The sequence below is a fragment of the Streptomyces gobiensis genome, from assembly GCF_021216675.1.
Classification (GTDB): domain Bacteria; phylum Actinomycetota; class Actinomycetes; order Streptomycetales; family Streptomycetaceae; genus Streptomyces; species Streptomyces gobiensis.
In genome coordinates, this window is the sequence record NZ_CP086120.1 from 3,939,958 (window position 1) to 3,960,844 (window position 20,887).

General features: G+C 69.9%; 19 protein-coding genes and 1 pseudogene. 11 read left to right on the top strand and 9 right to left on the bottom strand.

All coding sequences use genetic code 11. The features are described 5' to 3' along the window. The first annotated feature begins 17 nt into the window (after window positions 1–17). Window positions 18–3,338: an ATP-dependent helicase gene (locus test1122_RS18450; RefSeq protein WP_232270276.1), complete on the top strand. Its 3,321-nt coding sequence runs from the start codon at window positions 18–20 to the stop codon at window positions 3,336–3,338. A 139-nt stretch (window positions 3,339–3,477) separates the two neighbouring features. Then, on the top strand, window positions 3,478–4,419 hold the full coding sequence (gene nudC, locus test1122_RS18455) for an NAD(+) diphosphatase (RefSeq protein WP_232270277.1): 942 nt from the start codon (window positions 3,478–3,480) through the stop codon (window positions 4,417–4,419). Between the two features lie 150 nt (window positions 4,420–4,569). Here the strand turns inward: nudC and test1122_RS18460 are convergent, their stop codons facing one another. From test1122_RS18460 to test1122_RS18475, 4 genes are all read right to left on the bottom strand, one after another. After that, window positions 4,570–4,878 (bottom strand): hypothetical protein, encoded by a 309-nt coding sequence (locus test1122_RS18460; protein ID WP_232270278.1) that lies wholly within the window; start codon window positions 4,876–4,878, stop codon window positions 4,570–4,572. Next, window positions 4,875–5,234 (bottom strand): WhiB family transcriptional regulator, encoded by a 360-nt coding sequence (locus tag test1122_RS18465; protein ID WP_277879852.1) that lies wholly within the window; start codon window positions 5,232–5,234, stop codon window positions 4,875–4,877. The genes test1122_RS18460 and test1122_RS18465 overlap by 4 nt, the downstream gene beginning before the upstream one ends. Before the next feature lie 127 nt (window positions 5,235–5,361). Further along, window positions 5,362–5,649, bottom strand: a complete 288-nt coding sequence (locus test1122_RS18470) for a hypothetical protein (RefSeq protein ID WP_232271969.1) — start codon at window positions 5,647–5,649, stop codon at window positions 5,362–5,364. Window positions 5,650–5,812: 163 nt separating this feature from the next. After that, window positions 5,813–8,035 (bottom strand): ATP-dependent DNA helicase UvrD2, encoded by a 2,223-nt coding sequence (locus test1122_RS18475; protein WP_338423551.1) that lies wholly within the window; start codon window positions 8,033–8,035, stop codon window positions 5,813–5,815. Window positions 8,036–8,186: 151 nt separating this feature from the next. Between test1122_RS18475 and test1122_RS18480 the strand changes: the two genes are divergently transcribed. After that, window positions 8,187–8,429 (top strand): mycoredoxin, encoded by a 243-nt coding sequence (locus test1122_RS18480; RefSeq protein WP_232270279.1) that lies wholly within the window; start codon window positions 8,187–8,189, stop codon window positions 8,427–8,429. A gap of 34 nt (window positions 8,430–8,463) precedes the next feature. Here the strand turns inward: test1122_RS18480 and test1122_RS18485 are convergent, their stop codons facing one another. Next, window positions 8,464–9,834, bottom strand: a complete 1,371-nt coding sequence (locus test1122_RS18485) for an ABC1 kinase family protein (RefSeq protein WP_232270280.1) — start codon at window positions 9,832–9,834, stop codon at window positions 8,464–8,466. Between the two features lie 33 nt (window positions 9,835–9,867). Next, window positions 9,868–10,992 (bottom strand): ThiF family adenylyltransferase, encoded by a 1,125-nt coding sequence (locus test1122_RS18490; protein ID WP_232270281.1) that lies wholly within the window; start codon window positions 10,990–10,992, stop codon window positions 9,868–9,870. A gap of 205 nt (window positions 10,993–11,197) precedes the next feature. On the opposite strand from test1122_RS18490, the gene test1122_RS18495 reads away from it, so the two are divergent. From test1122_RS18495 to test1122_RS18510, 4 genes and pseudogenes are all read left to right on the top strand, one after another. Continuing rightward, window positions 11,198–11,785 (top strand): M48 metallopeptidase family protein, encoded by a 588-nt coding sequence (locus test1122_RS18495; protein WP_232270282.1) that lies wholly within the window; start codon window positions 11,198–11,200, stop codon window positions 11,783–11,785. Window positions 11,786–11,854: 69 nt separating this feature from the next. Then, window positions 11,855–13,369: a TerD family protein gene (locus tag test1122_RS18500; protein WP_232270283.1), complete on the top strand. Its 1,515-nt coding sequence runs from the start codon at window positions 11,855–11,857 to the stop codon at window positions 13,367–13,369. Window positions 13,370–13,380: 11 nt separating this feature from the next. Then, complete coding sequence (locus tag test1122_RS18505) at window positions 13,381–14,064, top strand: AIM24 family protein (protein ID WP_232270284.1); 684 nt, start codon at window positions 13,381–13,383, stop codon at window positions 14,062–14,064. Between the two features lie 16 nt (window positions 14,065–14,080). Beyond that, window positions 14,081–14,830 (top strand): annotated as a pseudogene (locus tag test1122_RS18510) (AIM24 family protein); the annotation flags it as partial. Between the two features lie 64 nt (window positions 14,831–14,894). Here the strand turns inward: test1122_RS18510 and test1122_RS18515 are convergent. Both test1122_RS18515 and test1122_RS18520 read right to left on the bottom strand, forming a co-directional pair. Beyond that, window positions 14,895–15,434, bottom strand: coding sequence for an NUDIX hydrolase (locus test1122_RS18515; protein ID WP_232270285.1), 540 nt, complete (start codon window positions 15,432–15,434; stop codon window positions 14,895–14,897). Continuing rightward, entirely contained in the window at window positions 15,431–16,876 is a 1,446-nt protein-coding gene (locus test1122_RS18520; protein ID WP_232270286.1) for a zinc-dependent metalloprotease, read from the bottom strand. The genes test1122_RS18515 and test1122_RS18520 overlap by 4 nt, the downstream gene beginning before the upstream one ends. A gap of 151 nt (window positions 16,877–17,027) precedes the next feature. Between test1122_RS18520 and test1122_RS18525 the strand changes: the two genes are divergently transcribed. The 4 genes from test1122_RS18525 to test1122_RS18540 all read left to right on the top strand — a co-directional run bounded on the left by test1122_RS18525 (window position 17,028) and on the right by test1122_RS18540 (window position 20,205). Then, complete coding sequence (locus test1122_RS18525) at window positions 17,028–18,137, top strand: SDR family oxidoreductase (RefSeq protein WP_232270287.1); 1,110 nt, start codon at window positions 17,028–17,030, stop codon at window positions 18,135–18,137. 55 nt (window positions 18,138–18,192) lie between these two features. Continuing rightward, on the top strand, window positions 18,193–18,654 hold the full coding sequence (locus test1122_RS18530; protein ID WP_232270288.1) for a molybdenum cofactor biosynthesis protein MoaE: 462 nt from the start codon (window positions 18,193–18,195) through the stop codon (window positions 18,652–18,654). 194 nt (window positions 18,655–18,848) lie between these two features. Next, window positions 18,849–19,085 carry a hypothetical protein gene (locus test1122_RS18535; RefSeq protein ID WP_232270289.1) on the top strand — a complete coding sequence of 79 codons (237 nt, stop codon included), beginning with the start codon at window positions 18,849–18,851 and terminating at the stop codon, window positions 19,083–19,085. Window positions 19,086–19,110: 25 nt separating this feature from the next. Further along, window positions 19,111–20,205 carry a YlbL family protein gene (locus test1122_RS18540; RefSeq protein WP_232270290.1) on the top strand — a complete coding sequence of 365 codons (1,095 nt, stop codon included), beginning with the start codon at window positions 19,111–19,113 and terminating at the stop codon, window positions 20,203–20,205. Between the two features lie 17 nt (window positions 20,206–20,222). Here the strand turns inward: test1122_RS18540 and test1122_RS18545 are convergent, their stop codons facing one another. Next, entirely contained in the window at window positions 20,223–20,801 is a 579-nt protein-coding gene (locus test1122_RS18545) for a PPA1309 family protein (protein WP_232270291.1), read from the bottom strand. Between the last annotated feature and the right edge of the window lie 86 nt (window positions 20,802–20,887).

The following is a 20,887-nucleotide window of genomic DNA, read 5'->3' on the forward strand; positions in this document are numbered from 1 at the left end:
CGCTAGCGTGCTCTCCCGTGGCATCACCGCTCAACGACCCCGGGCAGCTCAAAGAGCTCCTGGGCATCCCCTTCACCCCCGAGCAGCTGGCGTGTATCACCGCACCGCCGGCTCCGCAGGTGATTGTGGCCGGAGCCGGGTCCGGTAAGACGACCGTGATGGCCGCCCGAGTCGTCTGGCTGGTCGGCACCGGACAGGTCGCCGCCGACCGGGTGCTCGGCCTCACCTTCACCAACAAGGCAGCGGGCGAGCTCGCCGAGCGGGTCCGCAAGGCGCTGATCCGGGCCGGGGTCATGGACCCGGACCCGGACCCGGCCGGTCCGCAGGAGTCACCGGGCGAGCCGGTGATCTCCACCTATCACGCCTTTGCCGGGCGGCTGCTCAAGGAACACGGGCTACGGCTGGGCATCGAACCCACCGCCCGGCTGCTCGCCGACGCCACCCGCTTTCAGCTCGCCGCGTCGGTGCTGCGCGGCGCCCCCGGCCCGTATGAGGCGCTGACCAAGACCATCAGCGCCCTGGTCGAGGACCTGCTCGCGCTGGACGGCGAGCTCTCCGAGCACCTGGTTGAGCCGGCCCGGCTGCGCACCTACGACACCGAGCTGCTGGACCTGCTGGAGAGCGGTGAGGTACGGCTCACCAACGCCGCGATGCGCAAGGTGCCCGAGGCCGCGCGTGGCCGCCGCGAGCTCCTCGGGCTTGTCGAGGAGTACCGGAGCCGTAAGCGACAACGCGACCTGCTCGACTTTGGCGACCAGATAGCCCTGGCCGCGCGTCTCGCCCGGGACCGGCCCGAGGTGGGCCGGATCCTGCGCGAGGAATTCTCCGTGGTCCTCCTCGATGAGTACCAGGACACCTCGGTCGCCCAGCGCATCCTCCTCGCCGGGCTCTTCAGGGACGGCACCGGGCATCCCGTCACCGCCGTCGGCGACCCCTGCCAGGCCATCTACGGCTGGCGCGGTGCGTCCGTCGCCAACCTCGATGAGTTCCCCCGCCACTTCCCGCACGCCGACGGCACCCCCGCCCGCCGCTTCGCGCTCAGCGAGAACCGCCGCAGCGGCGGCCGTCTGCTGGAGCTGGCCAACGAGCTGGCCGCCCCACTGCGCGCCCGCCACCAGGGCGTCGAGGCGCTGCGCCCCGCCCCCGGCGCCGAGCGCGACGGCCTCGTCCGCTGCGCCCTGCTGAACACCCACGCCGAGGAGCTCGACTGGCTCGCCGACTCCCTCGCCCATCTGGTCCGTACCGGCACCCCGCCCGGCGAGATCGCGGTGCTCTGCCGCAGCGCGGCCGACTTCGCCGAGATCCAGGGCACGCTCGTGGCCCGGGACGTGCCGGTCGAGGCCGTGGGGCTCTCCGGGCTGCTGCATCTGCCGGAGGTCGCCGACCTCGTCGCCATGTGCGAGGTGCTTCAGGACCCGACCGCCAACGCCTCCCTCGTCCGGCTGCTCACCGGCCCCCGCTGGCGTATCGGCCCCCGCGACCTGGCCCTGCTCGGCCGACGGGCCCGGCTGCTGGTCCACTACGCCCCGGACGAGCCAGACCCGGACGCCGACCGCCGCCTGGCCGCCGCCGTCGAAGGCACCGACCCGGCCGAGGTCACCTCACTCGCCGACGCCCTCGACACCTTCCTGGAGTCCGACGGCTACGACGACGGGCTGCCCTTCTCCGCCGAGGCCCGTGTCCGGTTCGCCCGGTTCGCTACGGAGATACGCGAGCTGCGGCGCTCGCTCGCCGATCCCCTGATGGACGTCCTGCACCGGGTGCTGGCCGCCACCGGACTGGAGATCGAGCTGTCGGCCTCCCCGCACGCGCTGGCCGCCCGCCGCCGCGAGACGCTGGGCAAGTTCCTCGACATCGCCGCGGGCTTCACCTCCCTCGACGGCGAGACGACGCTGCTGGCCTTCCTCGGCTTCCTGCGTACCGCGGCCCAGTACGAGAAGGGGCTCGACAGCTCGCTGCCGGGCGGCGAGAACACGGTGAAGGTGCTCACCGCGCACAAGTCCAAGGGCCTGGAGTGGGACGTCGTCGCCGTCCCCGGCCTGGTCGCGGGCCAGTTCCCCAGCGAGCGGGCCCAGGACTCCTGGCTCACCCAGCCCAAGGTGCTGCCGCACGCCCTGCGCGGCGACGCGGCGACCCTCCCGCAGATGGGGGAGTGGACCGCGCAGGGCCGCAAGGACTACGACGCGGCGATGAAGCACCACCAGTCCACCGAGGAGCTGCGCCTGGGCTACGTCACCTTCACCCGCCCCCGCTCCCTCCTCCTCGCCTCCGGCCACTGGTGGGGCCCCTCCCAGAAGAAACCCCGCGGTCCCTCCGCCTTCCTGGACGCCCTCCGCGCTCATGGCGAGGTGGAAGCCTGGGCCGATCCCCCGCCGGACGGCGCCGAAAACCCCTCCCTCACCCACCCCACCACCGAACACACCTGGCCGCTCCCCCTGGACGAGCCCGCCCTGACCCGCCGCCGCACCGCCGCCAACGCGGTGCTGGCGCACCTGGACGGGGTGCCCGAGAACTTCGTGCCCGAGAACTTCGTGCCCGAGGAGGCCGTGCCCGAGGAGGCCGTGCCCGAGGAGCCCGTGCCCGAGGAGCCCGTGCCCGAGGAGCCCGCCGACGGCCTCTCGCCCGAGGAGGCACGGCTCACCGCGTCCTGGGACCGGGACCTGGACGCCCTCGCCGGGGAGCTGCGGCGCGCCCGTGAAACGGTCCGCGAAGTGCCCGTACCGGCGTCCCTCACCGCTACCGAGCTGCTCCGCCTGGCCGCCGACCCCGAGCAGTTCGCCCGCGACCTGGCGCGCCCCATGCCCCGCCCGCCGCAGCCCGCCGCAGCCCGCCGTGGCACCCGGTTCCACGCCTGGGTGGAGTCACGCTTCGAAGAGCTCGCGCTGCCCATGCTCGGCCCCGACGAGCTGCCCGGCGCCGAGGACGGTGTGGAGCTCACCGACGAGCGGGACCTCGCCACGCTCAAGGAGGCCTTCAGCCGCACCTCCTACGCCCACCGCACCCCCTATCGAGTCGAAGCCCCCTTCCAGCTCCCCCTCGCGGGCCGGGTCATCCGGGGCCGTATCGACGCGGTGTACAAGTCCCCGGACGGGGACGGCTTCGAGATCATCGACTGGAAAACCGGACGCGCTCAGCGTGCCGACCCCCTCCAGCTGGCCATCTACCGGCTCGCCTGGGCCGAGCAGCACGGGCTGCCGCTGACCGCCGTATCCGCCGCCTTCCTGTATATCCGCAGCGGCGAGCTGATCCGCCCCGACGACCTGCCGGACCGGGCCGGGCTGGAGCGGCTGCTGCTCGACGGGCGGACGGATGCACCGGACCCGGACGACGGCGGATAGGCTCAAGAGCATGAGCAGCACCCCGGACAGCGCCGTCCGCACCCCCGCCGCGGACCCGGACCTGGAACGGCCCTGGGCCCTGACCCCGCTTGACAGCGCGATCCGAGCACTGGCACACGCAGGGGAGTAGGGAACAGCAGTGACCACCTGGACCGACCACGCCGCCCACCCGCCGCTCTCGCTCACCGGCGACGGCGGCATCGACCGCGGCGCCCACAACCGGCTGGATGAGGCCTGGCTGGCCGCAGCGTGGAGCCACCCGACGACTCGCTGCTTCGTGGTCTCCGGCGGCCAGGCGCTGGTGGTGGACACCGAGGACGGTGGCACCGAGCTGGTGACGATGCCCTCCTTCGACGCCCCGTTCACCGAGGCCCACCGCTACTTCCTCGGTACCGACGCGGACGGCGTGCGCTACTTCGCGCTGCAGAAGGACGCCCTGCCGGGCCGGATGGACGACGACGCCCGCCCCGCCGGACTGCGCGAGGCGGGGTCGCTGCTCTCCGAACGGGACGGCGCGCTCCTCGTGCACGCCGTCGCCCTGGAGAACTGGCAGCGCCTGCACCGCTTCTGCTCACGCTGCGGCGAGCGCACGGTCATCGCGGCGGCCGGACATATCCGCCGCTGCCCGGCCTGCGGCGCCGAACACTACCCGCGCACCGACCCGGCCGTGATCATGCTGGTGACCGACGACCAGGACCGCGCCCTGCTGGGCCGCCAAGTGCACTGGCCCGAGGGCCGCTTCTCCACACTGGCGGGCTTTGTCGAGCCGGGGGAGTCCATCGAGCGCACCGTTATCCGCGAGGTGTTCGAGGAGGCGGGCGTGACGGTCGGCGAGGTCGAGTACATCACCAGCCAGCCCTGGCCCTTCCCCTCCAGCCTGATGCTGGGCTTTATGGCGCGCGCCACATCCCCGGACATCCAGGTGGACGGTGAGGAGATCGAGGAGGCCCGCTGGTTCTCCCGCGACGACCTGCGGTTGGCGATCGAGTCCGGCGAGGTACTGCCCCCCACCGGCATCTCCATCGCATCCCGCCTGGTCGAACTCTGGTACGGCAAGCCACTGCCCAAGCCGAACCCGTAACCACAGGAAAGGCCGGCGTACGCGTCACAGACGTGCCCGCGGTGCGGGACCGTGCACGCGGACTCCACCAAGAGCAAAGCGAAGTCCGCGTGCAGGCACGCGGATACCGCGAGCACGCCGACGCCCCCTAACCCAGCCAAGGGCTGGATGTCACTGCATCACGGCCATGGCCAGTGCGCGGCGGGCGCGCAGCGAGGCGCGCTCGGCCTTGCGCTGCATCCGGCGGGCGTTGATCAGCCGCTGGGCCACACGTTGGGAGTCGGCCCTGCGCAGTTCGTCATGCATTCGGGCCCTGGCCAAGGTTTCTGGCATGAGTTGCATTTCGCGGTTCCTGTTCTGTGGTGAGCCGGTCTCTTCGGGCCGGCTGCGAGCGGGGGTGTCGAAAGTGGAGTCGTGCATCGGGTCCTGCTTCATGGGTCCGTACGGGGACGGATGGTCGATCGTGCCGGGGGTGTTCATGCCGTGACCGGGTTCTTGCGCGGGCGGCCACGCGGCCGCTTCCGGGGAACCACAACGCCTTGGACGAACAGCTCGCCGCCCCAGACGCCCCAGGGCTCGCGCCGGTCCTTGGCGCCGGTGAGGCAGGCCTCACGCAGCGGGCAGGTCTGGCAGAGCGACTTGGCGTACTCGACATCGGCGGGCGACTCAGCGAAGAAGACTTCGGGGTCGTAGCTGCGGCAGGGCACGGCAACGCCGAGGCGGTCGATGGCGTCGTCCAGCTCGGTGAGCGTGGTCAGGGGGGTCAAGGAATCCTCCGAGGTATCAGGCGGGTTCAGGTCGGTCTTGGGTGACGGGGTGTGCGTCTGCGTCTGCACTTGCTGTCTTCCTCGTCTGTCGTCGTCGGTCCGGCTGGTGGCCGGGCTGGCTTGGGGCAAAACAGAAGGGCCGCGGATCCCTGTGTGGGTTCCGCGGCCCTCGAAGGTGCCGACCTGATCTCGCCGATCAGGCTGGATCTCTCCAGGGGTCAGGCCCACGGAAGGCCCACATCAGGTGGTGCTGCGTCTTCTGGCGTCCTTCGCCGGCATCCGCCGCCGCGATGGAGACGGCATAGGCGTTCGCCTGTGCCGCCGCTGCTACCGCGGATGCCTTGGTCGGTCGCTCATTGCCGAAGCGCTCATTGGTGCAGCGCTCATGGGCAACGGTGGCTCCGGGCAGGCCGGTGCCGTTAAGGCGGGAGCCGAGCAGGCAGGTGGCGACGACCGAGCGGTCGGTCATTTTGGTGGTGGTCATGAAGTCGATCACTGGTCTCGCCTCCTCTCGGCGTCTCGGAGGGACCGGCCGAGGCTGGTCCCGAAGATGTTCAGGGTTCAGTACAGCATGGAAAAGGTGAAGCGAGAAAGCCCCGCCCTCTCCACGTCTGGAAGGCTATGAGGCTTCCTTGGGCCCGCGCAAACTATTTTTGCCCTTGGTTCGTAACAACCTGTGTGACAGGTACTGGAGTTCCCTCTTCCTCTTGGTCCACAAGCTCCTCACCTGCGCAGAGCGCCAGTACATCGGCGCCGAACCGCTGGAGCTTACGGGTCCCCACGCCGGGAATCCGGGTCAGCTCGGCCTCGTTGTCCGGCACCGCCTCAGCGATGGCCATCAGGGTTTTGTCGGTGAAGACGCAGTAGGCGGGCTGCCCCAGCTGACTGGCTTGCTCCGAGCGCCACTCACGCAGCCGTTCATACAGCTCCTCGTCGAGGTCGGAGGGGCAGCCCTCACACCGCATCAGCTTCATCTCACCCGCGTCGGTCAGAGTCCGCCCGCAGACCCGGCACTTCACCGGCCCGCGCTGCTTACGTGAGCGTCCGCCGCTGCCCCGCTCAACACCGCCGCTGCCACCGGCCGTACGTGCGCCGACGGCCGCTGAGCCGGGCCGCAGTCCGTTCAGAAAGCGGCTTGGGCGACGCCCCGCCCGGCCGCCGGGCGAACGGGCCAGCGCCCAGGAGAGGGCGAGATGGAACCGGGCCCGGGTGACCCCGACATAGAGCAGCCGCCGTTCCTCCTCGACCTGCTCATCCGTCTTGGCGTAAGTGATCGGCATCATGCCCTCGGTGAGGCCGACCAGGAACACCGCGTCCCACTCCAGGCCCTTCGCCGAGTGCAGCGAGGCGAGAGTGACCCCATCGACGGCGGGAGCGTGCTGGGCGCTGACCCGCTCGTCAAGCTCGGCGACGAGATCGGCGAGCGTCGCACGCGGCCTGGCCCGGGCGAAGTCCTCAGCGAGCCGGGCCAGCGCCGCCAGGGACTCCCAGCGGTCGCGGACCGCGCCCGAACCGGCCGGGGCCTGAGACTGCCAGCCCTTGGTGCCAAGGACCGCACGCACCTGCGAGGGCAGATCGACGGCGTCGTCCAGCAGCGCATCGTTGCCACCCGCCCTTGCGGCGCCACGCAGCGCGACCGCGGCCTCACGCACCTCGGGCCGTTCAAAGAAGCGCTCGGCCCCGCGCAGCTGGTAGGGCACCCCGGCGTCGGCGAGCGCCTGCTCATAGACCTCGGTCTGTGCGTTGATGCGATAGAGCACCGCGATCTCGCTCGCGGCGACGCCGGAGTTGATCAGCTCCCGGATCCGCCGCGCGGTGCCCTCGGCCTCGGCTGGCTCATCGGCGTACTCGGCGTAGACCGGCTCCGGACCCGCGTCGCGCTGCGACACCAGCTCCAGCCGGTGCTCGGCGGCCCGGCCACGGGCCTGCGAGAGCAGACCATTGGCAAGGTGCACCACCTGCGGCGTGGAGCGGTAGTCGCGGATCAGCTTCACCAGGGTCGCGTCCGGGTGGCGGGTGCGGAAGTTCAGCAGGTGGTCCGGGGTCGCTCCGGTGAAGGAGTAGATCGTCTGGCTGGCGTCCCCGACAACACAGAGGCTGTCCCGGTCGCCGAGCCACAGGTCCAGCAGCCGCTGCTGGAGCGGGCTGACATCCTGGTACTCATCCACGACAAAGTGCTGGTACTGCTGCCGCACCTGCTCGGCGATGTCGTGCCGGTCCTGCAGGATGCCGACGGTCAGCAGCAGTACATCCTCAAAATCGATCGTCGCGCGGTCCCGCTTGAGCTGTTCATAGGTGGCGTAGATCCCGGCGATCTCGGCGGGGTCGCGGGGGGCGTCCCGACCTGCTTTCACCACCGCGGCCGGATAGTCCTCGGGCACGGTCTGGGTGACCTTGGACCACTCGATCTCACCGGTGACATCCCGCAGCTCGCTGCGGTCGAGCCTGATCCGGGACCGGGCCGCGGCCTCGTTGACCAGCGCCACCTTGCGCTCCAGCAGCCGGGGCAGCTCACCGCCGACCGCCTTGGGCCAGAAGTACTGAAGCTGGCGCAGCGCGGCGGAGTGGAAGGTACGCGCCTGGACACCGCCCGCGCCCAGCTGGCGCAGCCGCCCGCGCATCTCACCTGCCGCACGGTTGGTGAATGTGACGGCAAGCACACTCGCGGGCGGCAATATCCCTGCCCGAACCCCGTAGGCGATCCGGTGGGTAATCGCCCGGGTCTTGCCCGTACCGGCCCCGGCCAGCACACACACCGGTCCGTGCAGGGCCGTCGCCACCTCGCGTTGCTCGGGGTCAAGCCCGTCGAGCACCGCGTCGGCGGAGTCTGGCACCGGCGGGAACAGAGGGGAGTGCGTTGCTGCTGTCACACGGCCATGCTGCCAGGTCCGGTGAGGCGGCCGAGGCCGCTGTCCACAGGCGAGCGGAGTTGGTCGTATGAATACGGGGGAATGGATCGCGAACGGAACATGTTCCCTCACTGGCACACGACCGGCCACGGACAAAGGAGCGCGAGACCCCATGGTGGGAACCGTAACGATGTACAGCACGACCTGGTGCGGCTACTGCCGTCGGCTCAAGGGCCAGATGGACCGCGAGGGGATCACGTATAACGAGATCAATATCGAGCAGGATCCCGCGTCGGCGGCCTTCGTGGAGAAGGCGAACGGCGGTAACCAGACGGTACCGACCGTCCTTTTTCCTGACGGTTCCACCCTGACCAATCCCTCCCTGGCCCAGGTCAAGGAGAAAGTCAGCGTCTGACCCCGCGTCCTGCTGTTGGCTGGCCTGGGTGCGCTCAGGCCGAGGTCTCCACCATCTCGGCCTCGCCGTCCGTGTCGTCACCCATATCGGTGTCCTCCGGCAGGAAGCCCGGCACCCAGGCCTCCAGCTCATCGCGCAGCCGCACCGTGGCCCCCAGCTGGCACAGCACCCCTATCGTGCTGAGCGTGACCCGGTGGATCAGCAGGTAGGCGGGTGGCAGATTGAGCTGCTTGCCCAACTGGTGTGCCGGTGAGCGGAGATCGGCGACCCGCGCCGCCTGCTCGCGCATCCACTCCCGGGCGAAGGTGAACTCCGCCACCCGCACGGGCTCGATGATCGGCATCAGATAGTCCAGTACCGTCTCCGGGTCCAGCTCTATCGCCGTCTTGACGAACCCCTCGTCGCACAGCAGCGCGTAGACCTCATCGGCCTCGCCGTCCAAGGTCATCCGCAGGGCGGTGCCGATGGTTGGCGGCAGCCCCTCAGGAAGTCGGTCAACGGTGCCGAAGTCCATGACGCCCAGCCTGCCATCCGCCAGCAGCCGGAAGTTCCCCGGATGCGGATCGGCGTGCAACAGCCCTGTGCGCGCTGTGCCGGAGAAGAGGAAACGGGCGAGCAGCTGACCGGCCTGGTCCCGCTCCGGCTGCTCACCGTCCCTGATCACCTCAGCCAGTGGCACCCCGTCGAGCCACTCGGTCACCAGCACCTGATCACACTGGTGCACCACGTCTGGCACCCGCACATCCGGGTCACCGGCGAACTCCGCTGCGTACGCCGACTGTGCCTGCGCCTCCAGACCGTAGTCCAGCTCCTCCGAGACCCGGTCCCGCAGCTCCGCGATGAGCGGCTTGATGTCCATCCCCGGAATCAGCGGGCCCAGCACCCGGGCGAACCGGCTCAGCTGACCGAGATCCGACAGCAGCGCCTCCCCGGCGCCCGGATACTGCACCTTTACCGCCACCTCGCGTCCGTCATGCCAGATGGCCCGGTGCACCTGCCCGATCGAGGCCGCGGCGGCGGGCTTGTCCTCGAACTCCTCGAAGAACTCCCGCCAGTCCTCGCCCAGCCGCTCCGCGAGTACGGAGTGCACGGTGCCGGTCGGCATGGGCGGTGCCGCTTCCTGCAGCTTGGTCAGTGCGGCACGGTAAGGCCTGGCCAGCTCCTCGGGCAGCGCCGACTCAAAGACGGACATCGCCTGCCCGAACTTCATCGCACCGCCCTTCAGCTCACCCAGGACCTTGAAGAGCTGTTCCGCGGTGCGCTGTTGCAGCTCCTGGCCGACCAGCTCCGCCGAATACCCCCCGATCCGCTTGCCCAGGCCCCAGGTCGCCCGGCCCGCGAACCCAAGTGGCAGCGCAGCCAGCTTGGCGGTACGGGTGACGGCCTTGCGGGGTAGATCTGACATGCGGCCCCTCCAACTCCCAGACAGCACAAGCGGCTAAGACGCCATTGTCACCTGAGGTGCCTCCTCCGCCGAGGGGATATTGACAGTTCCCGGCGAAGCGGCACCACACGGGCACTCGCTATACGGTCGCATCACCTCCTCCTCGCGGCGCAGCCCGGGCAGGATGAACGCCGTCCGAATCCCCGCTCCCGGTGTGCCGTCCCCGTCAAGAAAGCTCAGCGCGTACGAGGCGGCGGCCCCCGCGACAACCGTCGCCAGCGCAATATCACAGGCGGGCACCCCGGGCCGGCGCGCGGAACGCCACTGCCCCACCATCAGTGGCCACGATGGCTCCCGCGCGGCGCGGCCCCGCAGCAGACACTCGGCGCACGCACTCACTCCTGGGAGCACCAGTGGCCCCACAAAGCCGGTGCTCTCGACCACCCCGGTATACAGATGCGGCTGCCCCGCAGCGATCAGCTCCCCCGTCGCGGCCGGATCCGGCGCGTAGGCGGCCAGGCCGTCGCGCGGCGCGAACACCACCAGCCCCAGCCCCCGAGCCGGGCCGCCGGGCCGCCCGCGCTCTTCCCTCGGCGGCCGGGACCAGGGAGCCGCACGCCGCACCGCCTTACGTATGGCCGAGACCCTGCGCTCCCCGGTCTGCCCGGCGGCGATCCCACCCGGCGCCGTGTCGCAGGCCGTGACACAGCCACCGTCGACCACATCCACCTGCCCCACCCCGGCCGCCGAGAGCAGCGCGGCCAGCGTCGCCCCCACCCTGCCGCCGCCCCGCACCTGCACCCGGGCCGTCCGGCGGGCCGCCAGCCGACGCACCGCACCGCCGGGCTCCGGATGCAGCACCGACAGCGACGCCAGATCTGGCCGCAGCCGGTCGCCCACCTGCGCCGCGGCCCGGCGAGCCGCCGCGGCGTCGTCGAGCAGCCCGGCCCGGGCGAGCCGCTCCATCAGCCGGTCCGCCGCGTCCGCCCCCAGCCCGATCGCTTCGGCGGCCTGTCTGAGCTGTGCCAGATTCCGCGTCCCGTCCAGCAGGTCAAGAAAGCTCCCTGTCGCGGTGTCCACCGGGTCCAGCACCACCGCGTGCGCGGGAGCCACGCCGTACTGCACCGCCCGCCGGTCCCGCCAGCCACGACGCAGCGCGGGCTTGATCATCGGATACATGCTCGCCCCTCCGGTCCTGCCGGCCCTCCCCGGGCCGGCTCTTCTGCGAACCGCTCCCAGCATGCTCCCGGGCTCCGAACACCGCCCTAAGTTATCCACAGGCAGTGGATGATAGTCGTACAACCGGTGCACACGGTGGAGTGTTTCCCCCGCCATCCCGCCCTGCGGCGGGACTTCCCAGGGCGCCAGCGGGTAACGTCGTGGCGTGCCCGCCGAACCGCTGAACAGCACCAGTCAGCCGCGCCGCACTCGGGAAACGGGCGCGGCGCCGACCAGTCCGGTCGAGGTGCGGCGCAGCACGCGGCGGCGCCGCACCGTCTCCGCCTACCGCGAGGGCGACCGCACCATCGTGCTGCTTCCCGCCCGGATGTCCGCAGATGAGGAGCGGCGCTGGGTCGGGGTGATGCTGGACAAGCTCGCCGCCCAGGAAAGCAAGCGGATGCTCGGCGACAGTGAGCTGGCCGAGCGTGCGGTGCACCTCTCCGACCAGTACCTGGACGGCCGTGCCCGCCCGGCGTCCGTCCGCTGGGTCACCAATCAGAACACCCGTTGGGGCTCGTGCACGCCCGCTGAAGGCAGCATCCGGCTGTCACACCGGTTGCAGGGCATGCCGGAGTACGTCATCGACTATGTGCTCCTCCATGAGCTGGCCCATCTGCTGGTGCCCGGGCACGGACAGCGCTTCTGGCGGCTGCTGGACGGCTATCCGCGTACCGAGCGGGCGCGCGGCTTTCTGGAGGGCGTCGCCGCCGCCGACCGGCTGCCGCACGTTCCGGCTGCCCGGGGTGACTGAGCTGTCGTAGTGACCCGTTAGCCTGACGCGGCACAGCTTCAGCAACGGGATGGGGGACGGTCGTTACGTATGGCCAGGGATTTCCAACGCGGCCACAAGGCCAGGCTCAGTGATCTGACAGCAGGCACGGATCTGTATGTGGGTGTGCGGATCGACGCTCCAGGACTGACCTTCGACATCAGCTGTTTCGGCCTCGACGCCGATGAACGGCTGTCGGACGACCGGTATTTCATCTTCTTCAACCAGTCGAAATCACCCGAGGGAGCGATTCAGCTGCTCGGCGCGCAGGCGGGCGACACCGAATCCTTCCGGGTGACGTTCGACCAGATACCGTCGGCCATCCAGAAGCTGTCCTTCACCGCGGCCATCGACGGCCCCGGGCAGATGTCGCAGATAGGCCCCGGCTACCTCCGAATAGTCGCGGGCGGTGAGGAAGTAGCGCGATACGCCTTCACCGGTTCGGAGTTCAGCACCGAACGGGCCGTGATGCTCGGCGACTTCTATGTCAAGGACGGCTGGCGCTTCGCCGCGGTCGGCCAGGGCTTCGACGGCGGTCTTGAGGCCCTGCTGAGGAATTTCGGCGGTGAGGTCCTGGAGGAGAAGCCGCAGCCCCAGCAGCCGAGTGCCCCAGCGCCCGGCTTCGCTCCTCCCGCCGGTCCCGCCCCGGGCTTCAGCCCGCCGCCGAGCACTCCCGTGCCGCACCATGCGGCCCCGACGATCGCCGCGCCGATCTCGCTGCCGTCCCAGCCCCAGCCCCAGCCGCCTCAGCCCCCTCAGCCGTCCCAATCCCCTCAAACGTCCCAGCCCCCTCAGCCGTCCCAGCCATCGCCGCCACCCCAACCGCCTCAGCAGCCCATCACGTCACCCCAGGGGCCACCGCAGCCCCCTGCTGCCGCGGCCTACGGCGTCCCGCAGGGCGGCGGCGCCGGACTCGGCGTCACCCTGGAGAAGTACCGCGAGGTGCCGGTCGGCCAGCGATGGACGCTGCAGAACGGCCAGCTCGCCCGGGCCGACCTCGGCATCGACCCGCAGCCCGTGCTCGCCCGCCAGGGCAGCATGGTGCTCTACCAGGGCAAGGTTGACTTCAGCTACAAGGGCGCGGGCTTCCGCGGCCGGATCGTCGGCAACACCACTGGCCAGCAGCTGGAGCTGATGCGCTGCACCGGCAGCGGTCAGGTGTTCTTCGCCGAAGAGGCCAGCTACCTTCACCCCATCGAACTCCAGGGTGACGCCATCTGCGTCTCCGCCGAGAACGTCCTGGCCTTCGACGAGTCGTTGCAGCACGAGGTGCGCCGTATCGAGGGCCATGGCATCCCCGGCGGTGCGCTGTTCACTCTGCAGTTCCACGGCACCGGCACCGTCGTCGTCAAGACCCAGGGCACCCCGGTGGTCCTCCCGGTCACCCCGACGACCTTCGCGGACGCCGACGCCGTGGTCGCCTGGTCGGCCGCCACCCAGGTGATCGTCACCAGCCAGGTGCGGCTGCGCCGCCAGGCCTATCCCGGCCACAGCGGGGAAAGCGTGAACCTTCAGTTCCGCGGCGCTCCCGGCAACTTCATCGTCGTCCAGCCCTACGAGGTCTGAGGGAGCCCATCATGAACCAGCAGCCGATCACGGGCTTCGCCCCGACCCCGCCCGCGCAGCGCATGGAGAACCACGGCAGCAATATCCTCAAGGTCGCCATGGCCGGCGGCCAGGACCTCTACGCCCGCCGTGGGTCGATGGTCGCCTACGAGGGCTTTGTGCAGTACGAGCCCAATCCGCCCGCCGTCCGCCAGGCGGCCTCCCAGTGGCTCACCGGCGAGGGCGCGCCGCTGATGCGCTGTCACGGCGACGGACTGCTCTATCTGGCCGACTACGGCGCCGATGTGGTCGTCCTCAACCTCACCAACGACAGCCTCTCGGTCAATGGCAGCAACATCCTCGCCTTTGACGCTCATCTCCAGTGGGGTGTTGAGCGGGTCAAGGGCATGGCCAAGTTCGCCGGTCAGGGCCTGTTCAATGTCGCCGTCTCGGGCACCGGCTGGGTCGCTCTGACCAGCCGTGGCACCCCCGTGGTGGTCGACTGCGGCCGTGGTGAGGACGAGACATATGTCGACCCGGACGCGCTGATCGCCTGGTCGACCCAGCTGCGGATGAAGGGCAAACGCAGCTTCAAGGCGTCCTCGATGATCGGCCGTGGCAGTGGCGAGGCCTATCAGCTGGGCTTTTCCGGCCAGGGCTTCGTCGTCGTACAGCCCAGTGAGGACAGCACCGACCGCCTCCGGGCGCGCGGCTGAGAGGAGCAAACCCACCATGCAGAGCCCGCTTTTCGGTCACACCGAGGTCCAGACTCAGGACCGCTACACGCTCCAGAACGACAAGATGCTGCGCGTCCTCCTCGAAGGACATGAGGATGTGCTCGCCCGTAAGGGCAGCATGGTCGCCTACCAGGGCATGATCGAGTTCGACGGTGAGTACCGCACGCCCGCACAGCACCACGCCCACATGATGACCGGCGAGGTCCTGGATCTGATGCGCTGCTCCGGGCAGGGCACCGTCTACTTCGCCAATCTCGCCCAGGCCGTCCATATCGTCGATGTCGACCATGATGGACTGACCGTCGACAGCGACTATGTCCTGGCGCTCGACGCCCATCTGCACTGGGACGTCATCAGCGTCGACAGCCAGTACGGCATCTCCGGCTCCGGCAAGTACAACCTGGTCATCTCCGGCCAGGGCAAGGTGGCGCTGATGACGTCGGGCCAGCCGCTGATGATGCGGGTCACCCCGGACACATATGTCAACGCCGACTCTGACGCGGTGGTCGCCTGGTCAACTTCACTACGGGTGCAGATGCAGGCGCAGACCAGTTCCTCGGGCGTGTGGCGGCGGCGTGGCCAGACGGGCGAGGGCTGGGAGCTCAGCTTTATGGGCCAGGGCTTCGCGCTCGTTCAGCCCAGTGAGCAGCTGCCACCGCAGAACGCGGTGATCGGTCAGGGTGTCCGTGCCCAGTTCGGGATGGGCGGCCAGGGGGCGCACGGCATGAACCCCGGCAACGCCTGGGGCGCCGGGCCTGGCGGGCACGGTGGTGGGTCTGGCGGCCACGGTGGCGCGCCGGGCAGTATCTTCACGAACTGACGCCGAGGAGGGCGCGGGTGCGGTCCAGCAGGCGTACAACGGAGTCATCGGCCACGGACGCCACCTCGTCATAGCCGAACCAGCGCAGCTCCAGCGACTCCTCGCTGATCGCCGCCTCGGCGCCCTCCGGCGCGATCGCGGCGTACTGCACATCCAAGTGCCAGGCGCACGGCGTCAGATGCCGGTCCAGGCGCACCGGCCCACCGGACAGCAGGGTCAGTCCCGCGATCCCGGACTCCTCGGTGGCCTCCCGTAGCGCGGCGCCGGCCAGCGTGGTGTCCTCCGGCTCACAGTGCCCGCCCAGTTGCAGCCACATACGCAGCTTCCTGTGCAGTGTCAGCAGTACGCGGTCACGTGTCGGGTCCACGACCAGTGCGCTGGCGGTCAGATGGCCCTCCGTACAGGCCTTCCACATGCCATGGGGGTGCGCGGCGAGGTGGTCGCCGTACTCAAGCCGCAGCGCGTCCTGCCGCTCGTCCGGTGCGGGCCACTGCTTGAGTACCCGGGCCGCGTCCTCGCGCAGGCTCACTTCTCGCCGTCGCCCCCGTTGTCGTCCTTGTCCGCGTCGTTCTCCGCGTTCTTGTCGAGTCCGGGCTTCCCGCCGCCCGCCGCGTCGCCGAGCATCTTGTCCAGCTCCGAGAAGTCCAGCTGTTCGCGGTGGACAAAGCCATCCGGGTCATCCAGATCCGCGCCGGTCGGCAGCATGTCCGGGTGCGCCCACAGCCCGTCGCGGCCCTCGGTCCCCCGGGCATCGGCCAGCGAGGCCCACAGCCGGGCCGCGTCCCGCAGCCGACGGGGCCGCAGCTCAAGGCCGATCAGTGTGGCGAAGGTCTGCTCGGCCGGGCCACCGGAGGCCCGGCGCCGCCGAAGCGTCTCGCGCAGTGCGCCCGCCGATGGCAAATGCGGCTCAGCGGCGGCATGCACCACCGCGTCCACCCAGCCCTCGACCAGTGCCAGGGCCGTCTCCAGACGGGCCAGCGCGGCCTTCTGCTCCGGGGTGTCCTCCGGCTGGAACATGCCCTGCTGCAGCTTTTCCTGCAGCTCCTCCGGGCGGGAGGGGTCAATCTGCCCGACCACATCCTCCAGCTTGGCGGTGTCCACCTTGATGCCGCGTGCGTAACCCTCGACCGCACCGAACAGATGCGAGCGCAGCCACGGCACATGGGCGAAGAGCCGCTGGTGCGCCGCCTCGCGCAGCGCGAGATACAGCTGCACCTCCTCCTGCGGTACGCCAAGGCCTGCGCCGAACGCCGCGATATTGACGGGCAGCAGCGCCGCCTTCCCGGCCGGTCCCAGCGGCAGCCCGACATCGGTCGAGCCGACCACCTCACCGGCGAGCACACCGAGGGCCTGTCCGATCTGGGTGCCGAACATCGCGCCGCCCATGGAGCGCATCATCCCGAGCAGCGGGCCCGCCATGGCCTGCATCTCCTCGGGCAGCACATCGCCCATGGCCGCCCCGACCCGCTCGGCGACCGGGTCCACCAGGTCGCGCCACACCGGCAGCGTCGCCTCGATCCATTCGGCGCGGCTCCAGGCCACCGCCGAGCCGGAACCGGAGGGCAGCGAGGTCACACCGTCGAGCCACAGATCCGCGAGGCGTACGGACTCCTCCACCGCCGCCTGGTCCTGCGGGCCGACACTGATGTCCTTGGCACCTTCCGGGGCGCCCTGTGCGACGGTCTGCCGGGCGATGTCCTTGGCCATGTCCCAGTTGACCGGTCCGCCCTCATAGCTCAGCATCTGTCCGAGCCGCTGGAATGCGGCGCCCAGATCATTCGGGTCAACACCACCGGGCCCGCCGCCCAGCGAGCCGAACATCGCGGCAAGCGGGTTGTCGGCGCCCCCCTGGCCGCCGCCGAACCCGAACGGGTCCTGGCCCTGGCCGCCCTGGCCGCCCTTCTTCTCGCCGTTGTCGCCGTCGTCCGGCTCCTCCGGCGGAAGGCCGAATCCGAATGGGGTGTCACTCACGGGGGTTCCTCGGCTCTGTGCGGTGGGTCTGGTGGGCTTGGACAGTGGACAGGTGCACTAATCGAGAGGCATTACCTCCAGCCTAGACACCTGTCAGGCAGGATGGGGGGCCTGCGCACGCCGTACCAGAAACAACCACTGGAGAAGCCCGGTGAGTTCCCAGGAGTCGAACGTTCGCGCAGCGCGAAACGGCGCTGCACGCCCCGTCATCGCGGTCACGGGCGCCGCCTCGGGGGTTGGTGCGCTGTTGACCCGGCGGCTGGCCGCCAGCGAGGAGGTCAAGCAGGTCATCGCGCTGGATGAGCGGCGAGGCGACATCAGCGAGGCCCATTGGCACATTCTCGATGTGCGCGACCCGGCCATCGCGGAACGGCTGCGCCGGGACGGTGAGCCGGTCGATGTCGTGGTGCACCTCGCCCTTGATCTTGACCTGGAGACGGACCCCATCGCCCGTACGGCCTACAACGTACGGGGCACCCAGACGGTCCTCACCGCCGCCGCGGCCGCCGGTGTCCGCCGGGTGGTGCTCTGCACCTCGGCGATGGTCTACGGGGCGCTGCCGGACAACGATGTGCCGCTCGCCGAAGACGCTGAGCTGCGGGCGACCGAGGACGCCACCGGTGTCGGGGACCTGCTGGAGATCGAGCGGCTGGCCGAGCGCGCGCCCCGGGCTCACCCCGGCCTCAATGTCACGGTCCTCCGTCCGGCCATCCTGGTCGGCGGCACCGACACCGCACTGACCCGGTACTTCGAGTCACCGCGACTGCTGGTCGTCGCGGGCTCCCGCCCCTGCTGGCAGTTCTGTCATGTGGAAGACCTGGCCAGTGCGCTGGAGTACGCGGCGCTGGAGAAGGTCGACGGTGAGCTGACGGTGAGCTGTGACGGCTGGCTGGAGCAGGAGGAGGTCGAGGAGCTGTCCGGCATCCGCCGGATGGAGCTGCCCTCGGCTGTCGCGCTGGGCGCGGCCTCCCGGCTGCACCGCCTGGGCCTCACTCCGTCCCCGGCGGGGGACCTGGCCTACACCATGAATCCCTGGGTGGTCAGCGGCAGCAGGCTGCATGACGCGGGCTGGCGGCCGGACTGGACCAACGAGGAGGTCCTGGCCGAGCTCCTTGAAGAGGTCTCCGGCCGCCATACGGTCGCGGGGCGCCGTCTGGGCCGCAAGGACGCCGCCACCACCCTGGGCGCGGCGGGCGCGACCGTTGCCCTGGTCGGTACGGCCGCTCTGGTCCGCCGGGCCCGGAAGCGCCGCGGCCTGTGACCGTCGTGAACTGGGGTTGTTCCGAAAATAGGATGGGTACGGCAGCATGAGTCCCATGGCACAGACGTACGACCACCCTGGCGAGCAGGCGGCGACCGACCCGATCCGGCTGCTGGCCATCCGTGACACCCCGCTCTCCCTCGATGAGGTCTTCACGGCCGTCGGCGATGAGGCCGCGGGCGGCACCGCGCTCTTCGTCGGCACCGTGCGTAACCACGACGGCGGCGCGGATGTCGACAAACTGGGCTACTCCTCACATCCCACAGCCGAAGCTGAGCTGCGCCGTATCGCCGAGAAGGTGGCGGCTGACTTCCCGGTGCGTGCGCTCGCCGCTGTCCACCGAGTGGGGGACCTGACGGTCGGCGATCTGGCCGTGGTGGTAGCTGTCTCCTGCCCGCACCGTGCCGAGGCCTTCGAGGCCTGCCGCCGCCTGATCGATGACCTCAAGCACGAGGTCCCGATCTGGAAGCACCAGACCTTCTCCGACGGCACCGAAGAATGGGTCGGGGCCTGCTGAGCACTCCGCCGCGCGGGTGATGACCGGCTGCCCGCCGGGAGTGCCCGCATGCGGGCACTGGGGAACGGGCCGGGGTTGCTGAATGTGTATCTCCCGGTTGCGGAACGTATGCCCGCACCGGACCGTTGACTTCTCAGATGGTTAATTTGTCCACCTGCCAGTGGCGGTGGTGGCGAAGGGCCGGGAGGTTACGAATGGCGGCGCTGATCTGGTTGCTGATACCCCTGTTGGCCGGCGTGATAGCCACGGTCTGGGCCAGTTGGGCCATCCGGCAGCACAGTAAGTCCGGTAGCGGCGATGTCGCCGGGGTCGCCGGGTATGACGCGTTCCGTAGCGTGATGGAGAGGTCCGCGATGGAGAAGTCGCGAAACCCGGGCGACGCCACCATGGCCCACATATCCTCGGACGGACCGTCCCGGACAGCCGACTGACCGGTCCGTCCCGTACTGTCGTGGCATGTCACGCCGCCATGCGACGATCCTCACTTCCACGCTGCTGCTCATAGGCATGCTCTGCGCCGTGGTGCTGATCCGGGTGCCGTACTCCGAGCTCTCGCCCGGGCCCACGGTGAATACTCTCGGTGAGCACGGCGGCGATCCGGTGCTCAATATCAAGGGCAAGAAGACTTATCCCACTTCGGGCCATCTCAATATGACGACGGTGCGGGTCACCAGCGCCGACTACCGGATGAGCCTCGCTGAGGCGCTGTATGGCTGGCTCTCCGACGAGTCCGCGGTCGTTCCGCACAGCACCCTCTACCCCGAGGGCAAGACCGCCGAGGAGGCGGAGGAGGAGAACGCCGAGGAGTTCACCCAGTCTCAGCAGAGCGCCAAGGTCGCGGCGCTGAAGGAGCTGGGCATCCCGGTCCCCACCCGGACGGTTGTCGCCTCCGTGGTCAAGAACAGCCCCGCCGAGGGCAACCTTCGCGCCGGAGACGTCATCAAGGCCGTGGACGGCAAGCCGGTGGACAAGCCCGGCGATGTCGCTGAACTGGTCACCCGGCACAAGCCCGGCGAGAATGTCATCTTCACCGTGGTTCCGGCCAAGGCGGCGGAGGCCGCCGAGAAGGCCGGTGAGGACCCGGCCGGGGCCGCCACCAAGAGGGTGTCCATCACCACCACACAGGCCAAGGACGACAAGCGGGCCATCGTGGGCATCCAGGCCGGGACCGCTCACACCTTCCCCTTCGAGATCGACATCAAGCTCGCGGATGTGGGCGGGCCCAGCGCCGGGCTGATGTTCGCGCTCGGCATCGTCGACAAGCTCACACCGACCGAGCTCACTGCCGGAACGTTTGTGGCGGGCACCGGCACCATTGACGCGGCGGGCACGGTCGGCCCGATCGGCGGCGTACAGATGAAGACCCTCGCCGCCCGCGAGGCGGGGGCGAAGTTCTTCCTCACCCCGGAGGCCAACTGCCCGACCGCGGCCGAGCAGAAGCCCGAGGGCCTGACGCTTGTCAAGGTCGGCACGATGGATGGCGCGATGAAGGCGCTCAAGGACATCCGTGATCAGAAGACGGATGACCTGCCGGTGTGCACAACGAACTGACGCCCGCAGAGCCCGGTTCAGTCAACGAAGGTCGCTGCCAGGGCGTCGGCCAGGCCGGGTACGAGGTTCGAGCCGGTCAGGACCTCCGTGGTGGCGTCCTTCTCCCGGAGGCGTACGGCCGACTCCCGGGAGCCGTCCCGGAGCACCGCGACAGTCAGCCGTACCTCCTGCCGCTCTGGGTGCTCGGCGACCCACTTCGCCAGCTGCGCCTCATCCAGGTCGTCCGGAACGGATGCCTCCGCCGACGGCGGCAGCATCAGCCGCTCCACCGTCATGGCACAGCCGATGACCGGGTCCGGCCAGGCGATGGTGGCCAGGAACTCATCCAGGGCGACACCGGCGGGCAGCTCATCCTGCTCCACCGGGGTCAGCGAGGTAGCCGCCGGGCCCTGCTCTTCCTTCTCATCGAGCTCATCGAGCCCGAGCTGACTGGCCAGCGCGGGCTCCTGTGTGCGTAGCTGTGCGGTGTCGACCAGGGCGAAAAGTCGTGCGGGCTGGTCCCAGCCGAGCCCGGCCGTGTACTCGTCGATCTCGAGTACGGCACGGGTGAGCGGGGAGGACGCGAGAGGTGTGCCGTCAATAGGGAGGTTGCTCATGCCTCATATCGTGCCTTCAATGACCCCGGAAACGGGAACTGAGTAAAGCTTGAGTAAGTTGACTCAGTGGGGCCTAGTATGCGGGG